General features: G+C 49.2%; 16 protein-coding genes. 13 read left to right on the forward strand and 3 right to left on the reverse strand.

The annotated features are described in order from the left end of the window. Positions 1-52 precede the first annotated feature (52 nt). The 7 genes from ACZGCQ_RS14930 (at position 53) to ligA (ending at position 8,867) form a co-directional block, all read left to right on the forward strand. Positions 53-1,792 carry an adenine deaminase C-terminal domain-containing protein gene (locus ACZGCQ_RS14930; RefSeq protein WP_481266732.1) on the forward strand — a complete coding sequence of 580 codons (1,740 nt, stop codon included), beginning with the start codon at positions 53-55 and terminating at the stop codon, positions 1,790-1,792. Positions 1,793-1,860: 68 nt separating this feature from the next. Next, on the forward strand, positions 1,861-2,175 hold the full coding sequence (locus ACZGCQ_RS14935; RefSeq protein ID WP_238238767.1) for a YerC/YecD family TrpR-related protein: 315 nt from the start codon (positions 1,861-1,863) through the stop codon (positions 2,173-2,175). Between the two features lie 37 nt (positions 2,176-2,212). After that, entirely contained in the window at positions 2,213-3,592 is a 1,380-nt protein-coding gene (locus ACZGCQ_RS14940; RefSeq protein WP_029340750.1) for a TrkH family potassium uptake protein, read from the forward strand. Between the two features lie 12 nt (positions 3,593-3,604). After that, positions 3,605-3,829 carry a hypothetical protein gene (locus tag ACZGCQ_RS14945; protein WP_029340751.1) on the forward strand — a complete coding sequence of 75 codons (225 nt, stop codon included), beginning with the start codon at positions 3,605-3,607 and terminating at the stop codon, positions 3,827-3,829. A gap of 62 nt (positions 3,830-3,891) precedes the next feature. After that, positions 3,892-4,587 carry a heptaprenylglyceryl phosphate synthase gene (pcrB, locus tag ACZGCQ_RS14950; RefSeq protein ID WP_481266733.1) on the forward strand — a complete coding sequence of 232 codons (696 nt, stop codon included), beginning with the start codon at positions 3,892-3,894 and terminating at the stop codon, positions 4,585-4,587. Positions 4,588-4,632: 45 nt separating this feature from the next. Then, positions 4,633-6,858: a DNA helicase PcrA gene (gene pcrA, locus ACZGCQ_RS14955; protein ID WP_035412308.1), complete on the forward strand. Its 2,226-nt coding sequence runs from the start codon at positions 4,633-4,635 to the stop codon at positions 6,856-6,858. Between the two features lie 14 nt (positions 6,859-6,872). Continuing rightward, positions 6,873-8,867 carry an NAD-dependent DNA ligase LigA gene (gene ligA, locus ACZGCQ_RS14960; RefSeq protein WP_481266734.1) on the forward strand — a complete coding sequence of 665 codons (1,995 nt, stop codon included), beginning with the start codon at positions 6,873-6,875 and terminating at the stop codon, positions 8,865-8,867. A 72-nt stretch (positions 8,868-8,939) separates the two neighbouring features. Here ligA and ACZGCQ_RS14965 read toward each other — a convergent pair whose 3' ends face one another. After that, entirely contained in the window at positions 8,940-9,521 is a 582-nt protein-coding gene (locus ACZGCQ_RS14965; RefSeq protein WP_023467085.1) for a class D sortase, read from the reverse strand. 134 nt (positions 9,522-9,655) lie between these two features. Between ACZGCQ_RS14965 and ACZGCQ_RS14970 the strand changes: the two genes are divergently transcribed. From ACZGCQ_RS14970 to ACZGCQ_RS14980, 3 genes are all read left to right on the forward strand, one after another. After that, positions 9,656-10,834 (forward strand): CamS family sex pheromone protein, encoded by a 1,179-nt coding sequence (locus tag ACZGCQ_RS14970; protein WP_047394974.1) that lies wholly within the window; start codon positions 9,656-9,658, stop codon positions 10,832-10,834. Positions 10,835-11,105: 271 nt separating this feature from the next. Beyond that, a complete protein-coding gene (locus tag ACZGCQ_RS14975) occupies positions 11,106-11,960 on the forward strand; it encodes a MurR/RpiR family transcriptional regulator (RefSeq protein WP_029340757.1) in 855 nt (284 codons plus the stop codon). Positions 11,961-11,973: 13 nt separating this feature from the next. Next, complete coding sequence (locus tag ACZGCQ_RS14980; protein WP_481266735.1) at positions 11,974-13,149, forward strand: M20 metallopeptidase family protein; 1,176 nt, start codon at positions 11,974-11,976, stop codon at positions 13,147-13,149. A gap of 55 nt (positions 13,150-13,204) precedes the next feature. Here ACZGCQ_RS14980 and ACZGCQ_RS14985 read toward each other — a convergent pair whose 3' ends face one another. Then, on the reverse strand, positions 13,205-13,399 hold the full coding sequence (locus ACZGCQ_RS14985; protein ID WP_023467094.1) for a YwbE family protein: 195 nt from the start codon (positions 13,397-13,399) through the stop codon (positions 13,205-13,207). A 195-nt stretch (positions 13,400-13,594) separates the two neighbouring features. Between ACZGCQ_RS14985 and ACZGCQ_RS14990 the strand changes: the two genes are divergently transcribed. From ACZGCQ_RS14990 to glsA, 3 genes are all read left to right on the forward strand, one after another. Continuing rightward, a complete protein-coding gene (locus tag ACZGCQ_RS14990) occupies positions 13,595-14,452 on the forward strand; it encodes a DnaJ C-terminal domain-containing protein (protein WP_481266736.1) in 858 nt (285 codons plus the stop codon). A 6-nt stretch (positions 14,453-14,458) separates the two neighbouring features. After that, the gene (clpB, locus tag ACZGCQ_RS14995; protein ID WP_481266737.1) at positions 14,459-17,035 is read left to right on the forward strand and encodes an ATP-dependent chaperone ClpB; all 2,577 of its coding nucleotides are present in this window, start codon (positions 14,459-14,461) and stop codon (positions 17,033-17,035) included. Positions 17,036-17,164: 129 nt separating this feature from the next. Continuing rightward, a complete protein-coding gene (gene glsA / locus ACZGCQ_RS15000) occupies positions 17,165-18,097 on the forward strand; it encodes a glutaminase A (protein WP_023467099.1) in 933 nt (310 codons plus the stop codon). On the opposite strand, the gene ACZGCQ_RS15005 is transcribed toward glsA, so the two are convergent. Next, entirely contained in the window at positions 18,088-18,876 is a 789-nt protein-coding gene (locus tag ACZGCQ_RS15005) for a CHAD domain-containing protein (RefSeq protein ID WP_481266738.1), read from the reverse strand. The two genes, glsA and ACZGCQ_RS15005, sit on opposite strands and share 10 nt — an antisense overlap. Positions 18,877-18,893: the final 17 nt, after the last annotated feature.

The raw sequence follows: 18,893 nt of genomic DNA on the forward strand, positions 1-18,893 counted from the left end.
TATAAGAACTATAAGAAAGCGTTTTCAATAAAACAAAGGAGGTCGAGCTTTCGTGAAAAAAAATTGTGGAAGATCCCCTTGGACGAAATCTGAAGTACGAACACACCAAGCGGTCATCAGCGGAAAGCTTGCACCGACACTTGTCATACAGAATGCCACTTACCTGAATCATGGTGTCAAAGCATGGCGGACGGCGAACATCTGGATCAGTGGCGACCGAATCGTCTATGTCGGTCCAGAGATGCCGGAACAAGCCGATGCGTATCATGATGCGACAGGTCAATATATCGTACCCGGTTACATTGAACCCCATGCCCATCCGTTCCAACTTTACAATCCAGCGAGTCTTGCAAAATTCGCAGCAGAGCGGGGAACAACGACGCTCGTAAACGACAACATGTTGTTATTATTAGAGCCGACGGAGCAAGCGTTTGCTCAGGTCGAGGCGCTAGCAGACTTACCGACCTCAATGTACTGGTGGGCACGACTCGACGCACAAACCGAGCTTGATGCCGACAGTATCTCGATCGATAATCGCCGGATTCAAGCGTGGCTCAAGCATCCACAAGTCATCCAAGCGGGAGAGTTGACGGGATGGCCACGTCTCTCGCAAGGGGATGATGAACTGCTTCACTGGATGCAGGATGCGATCAAACTCGGAAAACCAATCGAAGGTCATTTTCCTGGGGCTTCAGCGAAGACGTTGACGAAGATGGCGCTGTACGGCGTGACGAGTGATCACGAAGCGATGACGGTCGAAGAGGCGATGACACGTCTTGAACTCGGCTACACGACGACGATTCGTTATTCATCGATTCGTCCGGATCTACCGGATATCTTTAAATGTCTCGTCGAAGCAGGGTTGACGCAGTTCGATAAGGTGCTCGTGACGACGGATGGTTCAACGCCGTCCTTCTATAAAGCGGGCATGATGGATGAGACGATCCGATTGATGCTTGAGGCGGGCATTCCGGTCGAAGAAGCGTACCGGATTGCATCGTACAATGCAGCGCGTCACTTTAATCTCGATCATCTACTTGGGAGTATCGCACCAGGACGAATCGCGCATCTTAATTTCCTTGAGGCAAAAGATGCCCCGACACCTGTCGCTGTACTTGCGCGCGGCACATGGGTCCGTCAAGCAGACATCCCATGTTACCCGGCAGAAGCGCTTGATGCAGTCTATGCGCTCATGCCACGCTCGGAAGTCCAGGTTTCCTTAACGGAACAGGATTTTTCGTTTAGCATGCCGGTTGGTCTTGAGATGGTCAATTCCGTCATCATGAAACTCTATCAAGTCGAACACGATACAAGTGTACCTGTGCTACCGGCAGGATGTGATGAATCCTTCCTGATGCTACTCGACCGGGAAGGGAAGTGGCGACTGAATACCGTTCTGAAAAACTTTGCGACACAAGTCGGAGGTCTCGTCAGTTCGTACTCGATCAGCGGTGATATTTTGATGATCGGTAAATCGAAACGAGACATGCAAGTCGCGTTTGATCGAATGAAAGCGTTCGGGGGCGGAATCGTTCTCGTCGAGAATGGTGAAGTCATCGCTGAAGTTCCGTTGACCTTGATGGGGCAGACGTCCGACTTGCCACTCGAAGATTTGATCGTTCAGGAAACTGCTCTACGGGAAGCCTTGTTCGAACGCGGTTATGCGTTTGAAGATCCTGTCTATACGTTGCTATTCCTAGCGTCGACTCACTTGCCATATGTGCGGATCACACCGCAGGGAATATACGAAGTCCTTCGGAAAAAAGTCCTTTTCCCAGCGATTTTGCGATGACGCTTGAATTTTAAAACGTCGCGCTTTAAACTATTAAAGAGCAATTGAATGGGAAAGGGAGTCACAAGATGCAACTCGATAAATTGCGTGGAAAAGAATTGGATCAGTTATTTACAGCCATCATGAAGATGGATTCATTAGAAGATTGTTATACGTTGTTCGAAGACTTAGCGACCGTCAACGAAATCCAGGCGCTCGCCCAACGTCTTGAAGTCGCACGTCAATTACGTGAAGGCAATACGTATCACAAAATCGAAAAGGCGACCGGTGCTTCAACAGCAACGATCTCGCGTGTCAAACGTTGCTTGAACTACGGTTCGGGCGGTTATGACTTAGCACTCGCCCGTTTAGGTCTTGTAGAGCAAGAAGTAGCGGATAACTAATGTTATCCGCTACTTCTATGAAGGGGGGCGTGTCACATTGGATTTTGCGTTACAACATAAAATTCAGCATTTCATTCGAAGGCTGACGCCCATCCAGTCGCTCGTCATCATCTACTTCGTTGCAGTCATCATCGGAATCATCATGCTCGGTCTGCCGTGGTCGACCAAGGGAGACTACAACTGGGACTTCACGGACCTCGTCTTCATGGCGGTTAGTTGTGTCAGTGTCACAGGTTTGACGACGGTCTCGGTCTCAGAAACCTTCACGACATTCGGCTACTTCATGATCATGATTTTAGTGCAAGTCAGCGGAATTGGTTTGATGTCGCTTCATATCGCGATGTGGGTCATTCTCGGAAAACGAATCGGCTTTCGGGAACGTCAACTCGTCGTCCGAGATCAGAACCAGACGACGATGCAAGGGGTCGTCAAATACATTCGCGAAGTCATCTTGATCATCGTTTCGATTGAATTGATTGGGGCATTGATTCTTGGGCTGTACTATACGAAGTATTTTCCGACACTCGGTGAAGCGATGCTCCAAGGACTGTTCGGATCGGTCAGTGCGACGACGAACGCTGGTTTTGATATCACGGGTGAATCGTTACTACCGTTTCGCGGTGATTTGTTCGTCGTCTTCATGCAAATCTTGTTACTGACACTTGGTGCAATTGGGTTTCCGGTACTCGTCGAAGTCCGGCGCTACATCTCGTACCGGGCGACACGTCAAGCGACACGTCAACCGTATCATTTTTCACTCTTTACGAAATTGACAGCGTCAACGTTCTTCATTCTCGTCCTATTCGGAACGGTAGCATTGCTGCTATTTGAATGGAACCAATCCTTTAAAGGTCTACCGATCGATGAGAAGCTTGTCGACGCCTTGTTCCAATCCGTCACGACCCGAAACGGGGGATTGACGACGGTCGACATCACGTCCTTCTCGCAGGCATCGATTTTCGTCTTGTCGCTCTTGATGTTCATCGGAGCGTCACCGTCTTCCGTTGGTGGGGGGATTCGAACGACGACGTTCGCTGTCGCCGTCTTGAGTGTCATCGCCTTCATCCGAGGCGAATACGGGATTAAAATCTTTGGTCGTGAGATCGGTCAGTCGGACATCTGGAAAGCATTCGTCGTCATTGTCGTCTCAACTGGTGTGACGATGGTCGGATTAATCGTCTTGTTACTTGTCGAAGACGCACCGTTCCTCGTGCTGTTTTTTGAAGCTTGTTCAGCGTTCGGAACGACCGGTCTATCGCTCGGCATCACGGATCAATTATCGGATATCGGAAAATGGACGTTGTCTGTGCTGATGTTCATCGGTCGAATCGGTGTCATCTCGTTCGTTCTTCTCCTGAAAGCGAACCAACCGAAACGTAACTACAACTATCCGAAGGAATCCGTCATCATCGGATAAGGAGGCTCTTTTATGAAACGTGCCTTTTGGATCAACTTCGCCTATATCTTTGCTGTGCCTGTCTTACCGTTTTTGGCGCTCGTCAATGGTCGAGCACTCTGTTCACCGGATTCACCGTTACTGGACGTCCCGGTACTCGGCTTCTTTTTAGCAGAACCGTGGGCGTTCGTGCCGGTATATGCCGTTTTTGCGTTGTTACTGGCGTCACTCTTGACGAAACGACGGACACGCGTCTAACCATCTCGCCCTGCGCGAGATGGTTTTTTGTTTTATACTGAATGTGGAATGAGAAAGAGAGGATGGGACGAACCGTGTTATTACCTTTTAATGAATGGCGACATGTCTTTAAACTAGATCCAGCAAAACCAATCGATGATGCTAGCCTGCAGGCGATTGCGACGTCCGGAACGGATGCGATTCTTGTCGGTGGAACGGATGACATCACACTCGATGCGACGCTTGATCTCTTGATGCGTTTGCGCCGGTATCCAGTCGCAGTAGCACTCGAGATTTCTGAACTCGAAGCCGCAACGATGGGATTTGATACGTATTTGACACCGACGGTCCTAAATGCCGGGACGTTAGAGTACGTCGTCGAAAAACAAGTCGAGGCGTTAGAACAAGTCGGTCATATGCTGGCGCATGCTGATCTTGTCGGGGAAGGGTATATCGTCCTGAATCCTGATGCGAAGGTCGCGCATGTGACACAAGCAAAACCGCTAACATTAGATGAGACCGTCGCTTATGCGCAGTTAGCGGATAGCGTCTTCCATCTACCGGTCGTGTATCTCGAATACAGCGGCGTTTACGGGGAACCGGAACGAGTCGCAGCCGTTCGCGATGTCTTGAAGCAGGCACGCCTATTTTACGGTGGAGGAATCGACTCCGAAGAGCGAGCGCGTGAGATGTTGCAGTATGCGGATACGATCGTCGTCGGGAACGTCATTTATGAGGATTTAAAAGCAGCGCTTGCGACCGTCGCAGCGACACGATAAAATATAGGAACAAAAGTTCGGAATATAAGAAATGAGGCTATTGATATGTTTAATTTGAGTGAACAGCTCGTCAGTGGACTAAACCCTGAGCAAGCAAGAGCAGTCAAGCATACGGAAGGTCCACTGCTGATCATGGCAGGAGCCGGTTCCGGGAAGACACGCGTCCTGACACACCGGGTCGCTTATTTGATGGCGGCTAAACAAGTCGCACCGTGGAACATCCTCGCGATTACGTTCACGAACAAGGCAGCGCGGGAAATGCGGGACCGGATTGGTCGGTTGGTCGGTGGCGTCGCGAACGATATTTGGGTCTCGACCTTCCACTCGATGTGTGTCCGGATGTTACGTCGTGACATCGATCAGCTTGGGTACGACCGCAACTTCACGATTCTTGATTCAAGTGATCAGCAATCGGCGATCAAGCTCGTCTTGAAGGAACAAAACTTGGATCCGAAAAAATGGGATCCACGTTCGATGCTGACGATCATCTCGTCACAGAAAAATGAATTACGCAGTGCTGAATTTTACGCTTCGATCGTGACGAGCCCGTATGAGAAGACAGTTGCTGAAATCTATAAAGGATATGAAGCGGTCTTACGCCGGAACAACGCGCTCGACTTTGATGATTTGATCGGAAAAACGACGGAATTGTTCAAGAAGAGTCCGGATGTCCTTGCCTACTATCAAAAGAAATTCCGTTACATTCATGTCGATGAGTATCAAGATACGAACAAAGCCCAGTATGATCTCGTCAACCTGTTAGCATCGGGACATCAGAATCTCTGTGTCGTCGGGGACTCGGATCAGTCGATCTATCGCTGGCGTGGTGCTGACATCGCGAACATCCTCTCGTTCGAAGAGGACTATCCGAATGCAGCTGTCATCTTACTCGAGCAAAACTACCGTTCTTCGAAACGAATCTTGGAAGCGGCTAACCATGTCATCCAAAACAACTCGACACGCAAAGACAAGAAACTTTGGACGGATAATGATGAAGGCGAGAAGCTGATCGTCCATACGGCAGAGAATGAGCGGGAAGAAGCCTTTTATATCGTCCAAGAGATTCGGAACTCGCTTCGTTACGGGATGAAACTGAGCGATATCGCGATTCTGTACCGGACGAACGCACAATCGCGTGCGATCGAGGAAACGCTTCTTAAGTCGAACGTTCCTTACAAAATGATCGGCGGTACGAAGTTCTACGATCGTAAAGAGATCAAGGACGTACTTGCTTATCTCCGTTTGATTTCGAATCCGGATGAAGACCTGTCCTTCGCGCGGATCGTCAACGAACCAAAACGTGGCATCGGCGCAACGACGATTGATAAGCTGCGTGATTTCGCCGACTTACAAGGCGTGTCATTGATGGAAGCGATTCGCGATATCGAATTGTCGAGTATCGCACCAAAGACGGCAGCGAAGTTGACGGATTTCCGGACGATGATTCTCGGACTCAGCCAAATGCAAGAATTCATCAGCCTTTCGGAACTAGTCGAAGAAGTGCTCGAGAAATCAGGCTACCGCCAAGTACTGAAGGAAGATAAGACACTTGAAGCGCAGAGTCGTCTCGAGAACATTAACGAGTTCATCACCGTTGCGCAAAACTTCGAGAAGGAGACGGCAAAAGCCGATCCGGAAGATCGGACGATCATCGCCTTCTTGACCGATTTGACACTCGTCGCCGATGTTGATTCACTCGACGAGACGGATCCGGAAGAACAAGTCACGTTGATGACGCTTCACTCGGCAAAAGGACTCGAGTTCCCTGTCGTCTTCCTAATCGGGATGGAGGAAGGCTTGTTCCCACATAGCCGCTCGCTTCAAGATGAAGACGAGATGGAGGAAGAACGTCGTCTCGCGTATGTCGGGATCACACGTGCTGAGAAACGCCTTTACTTGTCACATGCGCGGATGCGCTCGCTTTATGGTCGGACAAATGCCAACCAAGAATCACGGTTCCTAGCGGAGCTGCCGGAAGTCGTCATTGAGCGGACCGGTAAAAAAGCGAAGCCACTCCCATGGGAAGACCGCCCTGTCCCGCAAGGCAAAGCCGTCATCGGTCGCTCAATCAGCAAACCAACAGCGATGAAGACGTCAGGTGCGGAAACGCTTGGTTGGTCGGTCGGAGATAAGGCAGAGCACGGGAAATGGGGACTCGGTACAGTCGTCCAGACTCGTGGTGAAGGAGATAATCTTGAAATCGATATCGCATTCCCAGCAGTCGGAATCAAACGACTGCTCGCGAAATTTGCACCGATTAAAAAGGTATGACGGGAGGTCCACAGATGGACGCAAGCCAGCGTATAGATGAGATTCGTCAAACATTAAACCGATACAGCTACGAATACTACGTACTGGATCAACCAACGGTACCGGATGCGACGTACGATCAATTGCTTCGTGAACTGACGGAGTTAGAAACAGAGCATCCAGAACTGATCACACCGGATTCGCCAACGCAACGCGTCGGCGCGGCACCGCTCGAAGCGTTCGAGAAGGTGACGCATGATTTACCGATGCTGTCGCTCGGAAACGTCTTTGATGAGACAGAAATTCGCGAATGGGTTGCTCGGATTGAGCGGTCGCTCGGACGTTCGACGACGTATGTCGCCGAACTGAAATTCGATGGACTTGCGATTTCGCTGAAATACGAAGACGGCCGATTCGTTCGTGGGGCAACGCGTGGCGATGGAACAGTCGGCGAAAACATCACGCAGAATCTACGGACAATCAAAGCGTTACCGCTTCGTCTGCAGGCAGAAGAGACGGTCGAAGTCCGCGGTGAGGCTTACATGCCGAAACAATCGTTCGAACGCTTGAATGAAGACCGGGCTAGCCGAGAAGAGACGTTGTTCGCGAATCCGCGTAACGCTGCAGCAGGTAGTCTGCGTCAGCTGGATTCGTCGATCACAGCGTCGCGCAATCTGTCGTTATTCGTGTATGGCGTTGGCGTCAATACGTTGACGGCCCGTTCACATAGCGAAGCAATGGCACAACTCGCTTCACTTGGGTTACCGACCAATCAACATATGCAGACGTGTGAGACGGTGGAAGAGATTCTTGCCTACATCGCACATTGGACGGAAGCACGCGCGAGCCTGCCATATGAGATCGACGGAATCGTCTTGAAAGTCGATCGGTATGATGATCAGGAAGAGCTCGGCTTCACAGCAAAAAGTCCCCGCTTCGCGACAGCCTATAAGTTTGCGGCGGAAGAAGTCATGACAACGGTTGAAGACGTTGATTTCAGTGTCGGTCGGACCGGGAAAGTCACACCTCGCGCCCGTTTTGCACCGGTCGTCGTCGCAGGATCGACGGTGACGTATGCGACACTACACAACGCCGACTTCATCGCTGAAAAAGATATCCGCCTTCAGGACTCGGTCATCATTAAAAAAGCAGGCGATGTCATCCCGGCAGTCGTACAAGTCGTTACAGCAGAACGGACAGGGGAAGAGACACCGATCGTCTTCCCAACGCATTGTCCGGCATGTCAATCGGAACTTGTCCGTCTCGAAGGTGAAGTCGACATCCGCTGTGTCAGTCCGGAATGTCCAGCGCAATTGATGGAAGGTATCATTCACTTCGTTTCGCGTCAGGCGATGAACATCGACGGTCTTGGTGAAAAAGTCGTCCGTCAATTGTATGATCATGAAGCAATCCGGACGATTGCCGATTTATATCGACTCGATCGTGAGGAATTATTGACGTTTGATCGAATGGGTGAGACGTCCGTCGATAAATTACTTGCGGCAATCGAAGCTTCGAAACAGAACTCGGTCGAGCGTCTCTTGTTTGGTCTCGGAATCCGACTCGTCGGTCAAAAAGCGGCGTATCTTCTAGCGGAACGTTTTGATTCGTTAGCGGGGATTGCAGCAGCGAGCTACGACGAAATCGTCGCGATTGACGGCATCGGTGGGAAAATCGCAGATTCAATCGTGAAGTACTTCGAACATCCGGAAGCACAGGCATTGATTCGTGATTTGGAACAACTTGGCGTCAATCAACGTTTCCTTGGTGAACGGGTTGATCAGACGAATGCACCACTCGGGGGCAAAACGATTGTCTTGACGGGAACGCTCGAGAGTTTAAAACGGTCAGAGGCCGGTAAACGACTCGAAGCACTTGGTGCCGATGTGACAGGAAGCGTCAGTAAAAAGACGGACGTACTTGTCGCAGGGGAAAAGGCGGGCTCTAAACTGACGAAAGCGGAATCGCTTGGTATCGAAATTTGGGATGAAGCGCGTCTGTTAGAAGAACTAGATAAACACGAAGCGTGAGAAGAATAAATGAGAACGATCAAATAAAAAGGAAGGCGGAATTCCGCCTTCCTTTATTCATGTTCATCTTTCTCACGAAGCAATCGTCTCGCTCCGAATCAAAGTACCTTGTTTGATGAGACGATTCGTTGCCGTTTCCGGAGGATCACATGTGATTAATGTGATGGTTGGAGAAGCGACAGATTGGTCGAGGACGGACAATGTCGTCGGTGTGACAAGACGACTGGATGTGATGCGGTACGTATACCGATGCGTTTTTGTTGTGACGACGACGGTATCACCTTTTTTGACGTCAGGTAGACGATTGAAGTGAAGCCCTTCCGTGAAACTGCGGTGTCCGGCGAGCGCATAATTGCCTTTCCCGGGTGATCCGGTTTCTGGAATATGACCGATACTTCGGTCGAGGACTGCTGTCGTCGAGCCTTCTAAGATGACTTGCTCGAAATCAATGCTTGGAATCGAGAGCAGTCCAACACCTGATTTTGCGAGCGGTTGTTTCGTCTCTTTTGCATCGACGGTCTTTAGACTTTTTGTCCATTGTTCTTTTAAATTGGCTGCCTCTTGTTCACGCTGATAGTCACTGATGAAGGGCCAAGCAATAAGGGCGATGCCTGCCAGTAAAAAAAGCAGACCGATGAATTTACGACGTGTCATGAGAAAAAGTCCTTTCGGATACGCTAAGGCGCATCATCTTTTTTGAAAATCAGGGAAAAACTTGTCCTTCCCCGATGGAAAACGATTCTGTTATGATAAAGAGAACGATTTAAAAACATGGGGTGCAAATAGAGATGAACTATAAAACAGCAGTAGCGTTGACGTTATCGAGCACGTTATTTTTAGGTGCTTGTTCGTTCGACCTTTCGCCAAGTAGCGATACAAAAGAAGTCATTACTGAAAGTGAACAAGGTAAGGAAGTCCAGGCCGTCGTCAGTCCAGCCATTGATACGACAGATTCGTACTACCGGACGGTCTTGCCATTTCGTCCAAGCGTCGCACGTGGAATGACACAAAAACGTGTCAGTTCACGTCTTGAGCTCGATGAAATCGAGACGGGTTTAATGCGTCACTCGACACAGTTTTTTGATCCGGAAAAATACTATTACCAAGAAGGTCAGTTACTCGAAGCCGACCAAATCGCAAAATGGTTGTTGCGAAAAGGAAAAGCAGGCGATGGCGTCAGCGATCCTGAAGGTCTGAACCCAGCCTATACGTCTGGTAAGTCGTATAAAGAAAAAAACCAAAAGTCACCTATGATTCTATCGCATATCTTAGAGCAAGACTACATGCTTGAAGAAGATAAGAAACTCGAACTCGGTGGGACGTCGATTGCGCTTGTCTTAAATAGTGAGTATGTGTTCCAAGATGAAAACTATGGACCTACCTATACCGTTAAACTTGATGAAAAGAAAGTCGTTGCTGAAGGAAAGCGGATGGCGAATGATTTAGTCAAGAAGATGCGTAAGACACAAGGGATGAAGACAACACCGATTCACGTCGCCCTCTATCTCCAGGAAAAAGAAGGGTCTCCGGTTTCCGGTCACTATCTCTCGTCTGCCTTCATCGGTCGCGGGAATCAAATCAGTGCGAACGACTGGAAAAACTACAATGAGCGCTATTACTACTACCCGTCAGCACGCGCAACGAATGACGTGCGGGATGATGCAGCGAAGTTCGATTTATTCAAAGACCGTCTAGAAGACTACTTCCCGAATTACACCGGTATGATGGGGGAAGGCTTCTATCAAGAAGATGAACTGAAAAAGCTTGAGATGAAGATTCCTGTTCAATTTTACGGAAAAGCAGAACTCGTCGCATTCGTTCAGTACGTGACGTACCTGCTTGAGAATCGTTGGGAGTATAATCGAAACATTCCAACGACGATCACTGTGACGAACTTGAATGGGGATACAGAAGCGATGCTGTTCCTCGATCCAGATACAAAGAAACCGATTGTCAAGATTCGCTGATTTCTCCATTCACTTTATGAAGCGACATTCCTCCAATGGACGGAATGTCGCTTTTTTTGTACAACGGACGCTGGAAGAGAGAAGCATATGAATAAGAAAGGAAGGGTATGGAAGAAGAATGGTATTTTGTTTCACTTTCCCATTTTTTAGATTTACGAAAGCCAGTAGGAGAGAGCATAATGAAAGAAGAACAGTTCTACACACAGGAACGACGCGGTAAGTCATGAATCGTTAGTTCTTTTAAGAAGAAGAGGATAAAGGAGAGATGTAGATGAAAGGCGGTATCTATTCACAAATCGGTGCAGTTCGAGAGGAACTACCATCGTCCTCACGAAAAGTCGCAGACTATGTCTTGACGCATATGAACCAAATTGCGCGGATGACGATCCACCAACTTGCAGAGGAATCAGATACAAGTGCCGCTGCAGTCGTCCGCTTCTGTCGCGCGCTTGGACTAAAAGGATACCCGGAGTTGCGAATGCGCATTTCTGCCGATACAGCACGGACGGATTTAAAAGGGTATCACGATATCGAAAAAGATGAACGTCCCGTCGACTTGATTGAAAAAACCCTTAGTAACAGCATTCAAGCGTTACAGGATACTGCGAAGCAATTGAATGATGAACGGATTGCGGATGCGATTGATGTGATTGATCAAGCACGCGCGATTTATTTTTACGGGATTGGAGCATCACATGTCGTAGCTGAAGACGCTGCTCAAAAATGGACGCGTGTCGGGAAACTGGCGATTCAAGAAACGGACCAGCACTTACTTGCGACGATCTTAGCGAACGCACGCCCAGAAGATGTCTTCTTTGCGATTTCCTACAGCGGAGAAACGGAAGAAGTCGTCGAGTTGATCCGTTTGGCGAAAATCCAAGGACTAAAGGTCATCAGTCTGACACGTTTCGGGGACAACCGAATCAGCCAACTCGCAGATATCGCGCTTTGGACATCACGCGCACCGGAAGCGCCGCTTCGTAGTGCGGCACTCAGTTCGCGTCTCGCCCAACTATTTGCGATCGATGTCTTATTCTTATCGTATGCTGCGGGACATTATGAAGACACACTCGAACGTCTCCAATACACACGAGAAAGCGTTAAGACACTGCATCAAAAGAAATAAGGGGGATACATATATGTCAGAACGAACTGCCGGACTAGACGCGTTGTATCCAGAAATGGTCGAGCGCCGTCGCTATTTACATCAACATCCAGAGTTGTCGTTTCACGAAGTCGAGACCCCGCGTTACATCGCGCAACATTTAAAAGCGCTTGGAATCGAAGTCAGGACCGGAGTCGGCGGACGTGGTGTCGTCGGGTATATTCGTGGAGGAAAACCGGGGAAGACCGTCGCGTTACGCGCCGACTTTGATGCCTTGCCGATTGCTGACGCCAAAGAGGTCGCGTATCGGTCGACAGTTCCGGGTGTGATGCATGCATGCGGCCACGATGGTCACACGGCGACGTTGCTGGCCGTCGCAGAGACGCTCATGCAGCAACGGGAATCGTTACCGGGGAACGTCGTCTTGATTCATCAACATGCGGAAGAAGTCGTTCCGGGCGGTGCACGCGATATGATTGCGGACGGTTGTCTCGAAGGGGTCGATGTCATCTTCGGAACGCATCTTTGGTCAACGATCGATTTAGGACATGTCGGTGTTCGGACCGGTCCGATCATGGCAGCGGCTGATAAGTTCGAGCTGACCTTATATGGAAAAGGCGGACACGGTGCGAAACCACATGAGACGATTGATGCTGTCTTACTCGGGGCAACGATCGTTAAGGAATTACAATCAATCGTCAGTCGTCAACTCAATCCACTGGATCCGGCAGTCGTGACTGTCGGAACATTACATGCGGGGAATACGTTTAATGTCATCGCGGATCAAGCGACGTTGACAGGAACGGTCCGGACGTTTGATGAAGCGACAGCGGACGATATCATCGAGCGGATGGAGCGAACGATCAAAGGAATCTGTGAAGCAGTCGGAGCAACGTATCACTTTACATACGAAAAAGGCTATCCGGCTGTCATCAACCATGCTGCACCCACCGCATTGATTGAATCTGTCGCACGAGAAGTTCTAGGAGACGAGCATGTATATGAGATTGAACCGACGATGGGTGGCGAGGATTTTGCTTATTATCTGCAACACGTACCTGGCGCGTTCTTCTTTACAGGAGCGGGAGATGCTTCGTATCCACCGCATCATCATCCGCAGTTTGATTTTAAGGAGCCGGCGATGCTCGATGCAGCACGTATTCTAGTTGAAGCAACGTGGCGGTATTTAGAACAAGCTATTGAAGCATAAAAAAATCGCTCGTCGTGACTCCGAAAAGGAATCAGGGCGAGCGATTGTTGTCTTCTTAACCTAAAATTTCTTGAACACGACCGACTTGTCCGTCTTCTAAACGCACTTTGATCCCGTGCGGATGTTGCGGCGATTTCGTGAGAAGGTCTTTAACGATTCCTTCTGTTCGTTTACCAGTTCGTTGATCTTGCTTCAGCACGATGCTGACTTTTAGACCAGGCGTAATATTTTTACGTGTTTTACCATCCATCTGTAAATCCTCCAATCGTTCATTTCCTGTTTGGCTATCAGTATAACATGGTTCAGTCAGTGAAACTTGTTTGTCGCAAGGACGTAAAGTGAAAAGAGAACAGAATGTCAGAAAAAAGTTTGACTATATTTGACCAATTAGAAGACGACTTTTATAATTAAGGTAATGAAGTATAGGAAAAGGAAGTGAATTCGAATGGCAAAAGACTACTATCAAACACTCGGTGTCACGAAGGATGCATCGAATCAAGATATTAAGCGCGCGTACCGCAAATTGGCGAAGCAGTATCACCCAGACGTCAATAAAGAGGCGAGTGCGGACCAGCGTTTCAAGGATATCCAAGAAGCGTTCGATGTGCTTGGGGATGAGGAAAAACGAGCGAAGTACGATCGATATGGCAGTAACTTCGATCAGATGGCAGGTGCTGGAGCTGGTGGCGCTGGAGATTACGAAGATCTGTTCCGACAGTTCGGAGGTGGTGGACGGACACGACCTGGACAATCGTTCGGATTTGAAGATATGTTCGGTTCGTTCTTTAGTCAAGAAGAGACGTCGACCGATGAAGAGCTTGAATTGACGGTACCGCTCGGACACCTCAGTACGAACGAAAAAGTCACGGTGCGTCTTGCGACGGGGTCAATCCAGCTGACGCTTCCGAAAGACGTCTATGACGGTAAAAAAGTCCGCTTGCGTGGAAAAAGTTCGATGCGTAACCGACAAGGTGTCGCGGGAGATGTTTACGTGACGATTCACTTGAAGGATGATGATCAGTTCCGACGCGTCGACCAGGACGTCATCTCCACCGTCCGTGTTCATCCGACGACGCTTGTGCTCGGAGGCGAAGTCGTCGCGGATACGCTTGAAGGGAAACGAATCAAACTGAAAGTCAAACCGGGCACGAAACCAGGAGCACGACTTCGGATTCCGAATCGTGGTCTCAGTCAAGCGAATGGCCATCGGGGAGCGTTACTTGTCCAACTTGAAGTCAAGTTACCTGAGATGGACCGTGCCTTTTATGAAGAGTGGGAACGTCAACTTGCAGTGAAGGAGTGATCAAGGATGGATTTTGAACGTTTAACGGATCGGGCACACGAGGGAATCGTCTCTGCCCAAGCGATCGCGAAACAACGTCGTCATAGTGAAATCACAGAGTGGCATTTGTTACTTGCCTTACTTGCGCAAGAAGAGGGAATTGCACGGGTCATTTTTGAAAAGCTGAATCAACGGATTGAGACATTGAATGGAGCGATTGACGAGGCAATTAGTAAACTTCCGGCCTTGTCACAGGCGACGACGCCTCGGATCGGTGGCTCGTTGCTGAACGTATTAACGGAAGCAGAGACGGAAGCGCGTCTCATGCAGGATGACTACGTCTCCGTCGAACACTTATTGTTGGCATTGATCAAACAATCAAGTCCAGCAGCTCAATATTTACGTCGTCAAGGCATTACGGAAGAGACACTCCGGGAAGCAATCGTCAGTATGCGAGGCAATCGGAAGGTCACGACGAAAAATCCTGAAGAGACGTTCGATGTACTAAAAAAATATGGACGTGATCTTGTAGCGGATTTCCGGTCTGGGAAAACGGACCCGGTCATCGGTCGTGATGATGAGATTCGACGTGTCATCCGGATTTTGAGTCGGAAGACAAAAAATAATCCCGTCTTGATCGGAGAACCCGGCGTCGGGAAAACGGCAATCGTTGAAGGACTCGCGCAACGGATCGTCCGTGGGGATGTACCAGAGAGTCTGAAGAACAAGCAGTTGTTCAGTTTAGATATGAGTGCGCTCGTCGCTGGTGCGAAATATCGGGGTGAGTTCGAAGAGCGCCTGCAGGCGGTCTTGAATGAAGTCAAGGAAGCCGAAGGTCAGATTCTCTTATTCATCGATGAGTTGCATACGATTGTCGGTGCCGGGAAGACAGACGGCGCAATGGATGCCGGAAACATGCTCAAGCCGATGCTTGCGCGAGGAGAATTGCACTGTATCGGTGCGACGACGCTTGATGAGTACCGGAAGTATATCGAAAAGGACCCGGCGCTCGAACGTCGCTTCCAACAAGTCCTCGTCGCGGAACCGGATGTCGAGGATACGATTTCCATTCTGCGTGGATTAAAAGAACGATTCGAGATTCACCACGGTGTACGGATTCATGATAATGCGCTCGTTGCGGCGGCGATGTTATCCGATCGGTATATTACGGATCGGTTCATGCCGGATAAGGCGATCGATCTCGTTGATGAAGCATGTGCAATGATTCGGACCGATATGGAGTCGATGCCAGCTGAACTCGATTCACTCGTTCGTCGGGTCATGCAGCTCGAAATCGAGGAAGCGGCATTAAAGAAAGAAACGGATGAAGCATCTCGGAAACGACTTGCCGTCTTACAGCAAGAGCTCAGCTCTGTCCGAGAAGACGAGAGTGCGTTGCGGACGCGATGGGAACGGGAAAAAGAGAGTTCGCAAAGTGTCCAGCAGTTACGTGCGGATCTTGAGAAAGCGAAACTGGCGTTACAAGAAGCGGAAGGGCGCTATGACTTGAACCGAGCATCGGAAATCAAGTACGGTCAAATTCCGGATCTTGAGGCACGGCTGAAAGTCGCGGAAGAGTCGTCTGAACACGTCTCACACGAACTCGTTCGAGAAGCGGTGACGGAAGAAGAGATATCCGACATCGTTTCGAAATGGACCGGCATTCCGGTGACGCGTCTTGCGCAAGGCGAACGCGAAAAATTACTTTATCTTGAAGATACGCTTCATGAGCGTGTCTTTGGTCAAGATGAAGCGGTTCGTCTCGTCGCGGACGCTGTCATTCGAGCGCGCGCGGGCATCAAGGATCCGAATCGCCCAATCGGCTCGTTCTTGTTCCTCGGTCCGACAGGGGTCGGGAAGACAGAACTCGCAAAAGCTTTAGCGGCAGCGATGTTCGATAGTGAAGATCATATCGTCCGCATCGACATGTCCGAGTATATGGAAAAACACAACGTCTCCCGTCTCGTCGGTGCACCTCCGGGATATGTTGGCTACGAAGAAGGTGGTCAATTGACGGAAGCCGTCCGACGAAGCCCATATTCGGTGCTGTTGTTCGATGAGATTGAAAAAGCCCACGGGGACGTCTTTAATATCTTGCTTCAGTTGCTCGACGATGGTCGTTTAACGGATTCACAAGGACGGGTCGTCGACTTCAAGAACACGATCGTCATCATGACGTCAAACATCGGGGCCCCGATCTTGCTTGAAGCCGCCAAAGATGGTGTCATCGATGCAGCGGAAGAGGAAGCCGTTCGCCAAGAACTGAAACGTCACTTCCGACCGGAGTTCTTGAATCGGATTGATGATACGATTTTATTCCATCCACTCCACCGGACGGAAATCGAACGAATCATTGACAAAGCGGTCGAGAAAATGAGCTCACGTTTATCTGGACGTGGCATTACGATTGATGTCACGGATGCTGCGAAGACGTTGATTTTCGAAGAAGCATTTGAACCACAATACGGCGCCCGTCCAATCAATCGTTATATGCAACGAACGATTGAGACGAAACTTGCCCGTGCCTTAATCAGTGGGGCGATTCAAGATGGTGCTCGGATTTCGATTGACGTAGAAGACGGTGAACTCGTCGTCCACGGATGAAGCAGATGCTAGAAAAAGGAGTCGACTCGGCTGAAACGAGTCGACTCCTTTTAGCGTTTACGGAAGAACCATATCCGTATCCGTTAGATGCGTGATAAGCTAGAAAAAAAAAGAGAAAGAGGGAACGCCATGAATGTTACACAAGCCCAACTCGAGGAGTTGATTGAAGAATGCCGTCCGTATACGGTGCTTGGACAAGTCGCCAGTTACATCCCAGAACTTGCGAAGGTTGATCCGACACAACTCGGAATCGCCGTCTGTAATGCCGACGGGACGTTCGTTTCGGCAGGTGATGCGGATACGATGTTTACACTACAGAGTGTATCGAAGATCATCACGCTCGCATTCGTCCTCGAGACATTCGGAGAAGACTATGTCTTTTCAAAAGTCGGGATGGAACCGACGGGCGATGCGTTCAATTCGATCGCAAAACTTGAAGAGACGATTCCAACAAAACCGCTTAATCCAATGATCAATGCAGGAGCACTAGCCGTGACGAGCATGTTACCGGGAACAGATGCTGCCGATAAATTACTTCAATTGCGTCAATTCATCGCAAAACTATTGGATATTGAAGTAGAAATGGTAAAATATGACGCAGATGTTGCTGAATCAGAATTCGAAACGACGGATTTAAACCGTGCATTGTTGTACTTCATGCGCTATCACGGTGTCATCGAAGGAAATGTCGAAGAGATCATCGACGTCTACACGAAGCAGTGTGCGATTTTGACGAACTGTAAAGGACTTGCCATGATGGGAAAAATTTTGAGTACATCTGGAAAAACACCATCAGGACGCCAAGTCATTTCACGTCGGAACGCACGAATCATTCGAGCGATCATGACGACGTGTGGCATGTACGATGCATCTGGAGAATTTTCTGTCCAAGTCGGGTTACCAGGAAAAAGTGGTGTTTCCGGTGCAGTCGTTGCTTGTGGTCGAAGTGATTTCGATATGGCTGATCTCGGAATCGGTGTCTTTGGACCATCGCTTGACGCAAAAGGGAATTCGATTGCCGGAACAAAGATGCTGGAATTACTCGTTCAACGTCATCCATGAGCGATTTCAATCTGATCAAGCGCAGAACGTAGTTCGTCCTCTAAACGCTTGATCTGACGTAAACGCTCTTCTTGATAAGCAGATGGAACCTCGAAAGAGCGCCATCTTTCTAATCGCTGATACGTATCATTGATGTGTCCGAGTCGTGTCTGGGTTGTCTTTAGGCGATCAACAGAAGACTTCGGTTGATGCGTGTAGGGACGAAGGTACTCGACCGTATAACGGTATGCTTTTGTAGCAAGCCGTAATTCATGCATCCGTTCGACACGCTTCGTTCCATCCTTTCGTTGCACTTTTTCAAATTGTTCACGTTTTTTTTCATAGCGTTTCTCGGCGGCGTGAATCAGCTCTTTTTCTGACATCCGCTTGAGGCGCTTTGTCATCGGACCGGCTAAAAAGCGACGAACGGATCGATCCAGTTCATTTGAGATCAAGAGGTGCATCGTCTCGATTAAAGTCGAACGTTTCCCTTGAAGTTGCAGAGCGACATGGTTTGCGAACAACTGATCGATTTCTGTTTTGTTTGAGGTTGCTTCCAGTTGTACGTCGAGGTCACGGACTTCGCCGAAAGCATGCATCAGTCGCTTCCAAATCAAATAAACGGGTTCCTCCGTTAAATCGACCAATCGGGCGAATGTGATCAGTTTCCGTAACCGAATCCGCGCTTGATGGACATCTTCCGGATTTTCAAACGTTTGAGCCTCTTTGGCATAATGATTGAAGGTAGACCATATCTCAAGCAGTTCGAAAGTCAGCTTTTCAGTATCTCGATGGTTCATGAGATGAATCCCTCCTC

It is taken from the genome of Exiguobacterium sp. HSB13 (assembly GCF_056764755.1).

Excerpts from the sequence above, each read along its gene's own strand:
- ACZGCQ_RS14990 (WP_481266736.1), top strand. The coding sequence starts at position 13,595 with ATGGCAAAAGACTACTATCAAACACTCGGTGTCACGAAGGATGCATCG.
- ACZGCQ_RS14975 (WP_029340757.1), top strand. The coding sequence starts at position 11,106 with ATGAAAGGCGGTATCTATTCACAAATCGGTGCAGTTCGAGAGGAACTA.
- ACZGCQ_RS14945 (WP_029340751.1), top strand. The coding sequence starts at position 3,605 with ATGAAACGTGCCTTTTGGATCAACTTCGCCTATATCTTTGCTGTGCCT.
- ligA (WP_481266734.1), top strand. The coding sequence starts at position 6,873 with ATGGACGCAAGCCAGCGTATAGATGAGATTCGTCAAACATTAAACCGA.
- ACZGCQ_RS14935 (WP_238238767.1), top strand. The coding sequence starts at position 1,861 with ATGCAACTCGATAAATTGCGTGGAAAAGAATTGGATCAGTTATTTACA.
- ACZGCQ_RS14985 (WP_023467094.1), bottom strand. The coding sequence starts at position 13,399 with ATGGATGGTAAAACACGTAAAAATATTACGCCTGGTCTAAAAGTCAGC.
- pcrB (WP_481266733.1), top strand. The coding sequence starts at position 3,892 with ATGGGACGAACCGTGTTATTACCTTTTAATGAATGGCGACATGTCTTT.
- glsA (WP_023467099.1), top strand. The coding sequence starts at position 17,165 with ATGAATGTTACACAAGCCCAACTCGAGGAGTTGATTGAAGAATGCCGT.
- ACZGCQ_RS14980 (WP_481266735.1), top strand. The coding sequence starts at position 11,974 with ATGTCAGAACGAACTGCCGGACTAGACGCGTTGTATCCAGAAATGGTC.
- ACZGCQ_RS14965 (WP_023467085.1), bottom strand. The coding sequence starts at position 9,521 with ATGACACGTCGTAAATTCATCGGTCTGCTTTTTTTACTGGCAGGCATC.
- pcrA (WP_035412308.1), top strand. The coding sequence starts at position 4,633 with ATGTTTAATTTGAGTGAACAGCTCGTCAGTGGACTAAACCCTGAGCAA.
- ACZGCQ_RS14970 (WP_047394974.1), top strand. The coding sequence starts at position 9,656 with ATGAACTATAAAACAGCAGTAGCGTTGACGTTATCGAGCACGTTATTT.
- clpB (WP_481266737.1), top strand. The coding sequence starts at position 14,459 with ATGGATTTTGAACGTTTAACGGATCGGGCACACGAGGGAATCGTCTCT.
- ACZGCQ_RS15005 (WP_481266738.1), bottom strand. The coding sequence starts at position 18,876 with ATGAACCATCGAGATACTGAAAAGCTGACTTTCGAACTGCTTGAGATA.